The following is a 961-nucleotide window of genomic DNA, read 5'->3' as shown; positions in this document are numbered from 1 at the left end:
CGAGCCTGGTCAGCTGTGATTTGTCAAAAGTTACTCTGGAGCTATCGACCTTCGTCCAATCAACCCGGTTCAAACTGATGTCGCCGTTAAAGGTCCGATCGTTGAAGCAGTCGTCGCAGTTGATCTCGACATCTTTACCCCAGCGGCCGTAACCGCTCCAGGTTTCCCCCTCGTACCAGTCGACGGCGGCGGCCCAGGCAGCGCCGGTGACGTAACCGGCGTAGTAAGTGGCGGTCGGATCGTAGTAGGACGAGTAGGAGTCGGAGTAGTAGCTTACCCTTTTCGACGCATAGCTCGAATCGTAGAGGTCCTCTGATCGATAGACCGGTATGTAAACCTTGTCTGCCTGGGCCGACTTGATGATGACCTTTTCGTGCTCCTCGACGACCACGGTCTTGTCGTCGCTCTTGATGATGCCGTTGGCAACCGCTCTTTCGCGCAACTGCTGGATGGCCTCGAGCATGTCCTTTTGGTGATAGGCCACTGCCTCGCCGAGCTGTTGCGTCCACTTGAGATCGTCGCTCATCATTTTGACGATCTCGGGATAATTCATGAGCGAGATGACGCTCCCGTCCCAATCCTTGTCAGGCTTCAGCTTCGGATCGGTCTTGACCCGCTCCAAATTTCTTTCGGCCTCAACGATCTGCAGGGGATACAAAGATGCCGCCGCGATCGCGGCCACCAACTCGTCGGGATAGAGCGCGATGCGCGCCACCAACACCTCCATTTCCCTTTCGCTCAGCGGCTGGCGGTGAGGAGTCCCGGCAGAGGAGGTTTGCTCCTGGGCGTATGAATGGTTTGGGCTGGCTGCTGCAAGGACCAGCAACGACAGGCCCGCGAGAACGGCCGTCGCCCGCAGCAGCGCTTTTCGCCTGTCGATGCCTGCCCGCACGCTTGAGCTTGAAGATGCCAGGCCTGCAGGCCTGGCGCTGATGAACTTGATCGGCATGGAAAGCTTCCT

General features: G+C 58.1%; 1 protein-coding gene. It reads right to left on the bottom strand.

Annotated elements, in window-relative coordinates; translation table 11 throughout:
• The coding region (locus NMG80_RS01215) for a DUF3300 domain-containing protein (protein WP_436798519.1) at positions 1–826 on the bottom strand (826 nt) is incomplete at its 3' end.
• Positions 827–961: the final 135 nt, after the last annotated feature.

It is taken from the genome of Mesorhizobium escarrei, assembly GCF_935825525.1.
Classification (GTDB): domain Bacteria; phylum Pseudomonadota; class Alphaproteobacteria; order Rhizobiales; family Rhizobiaceae; genus Mesorhizobium; species Mesorhizobium escarrei.
Note: the sequence above shows the minus strand (reverse complement) of the source record. Positions and strands in the feature narration are given on the sequence as shown.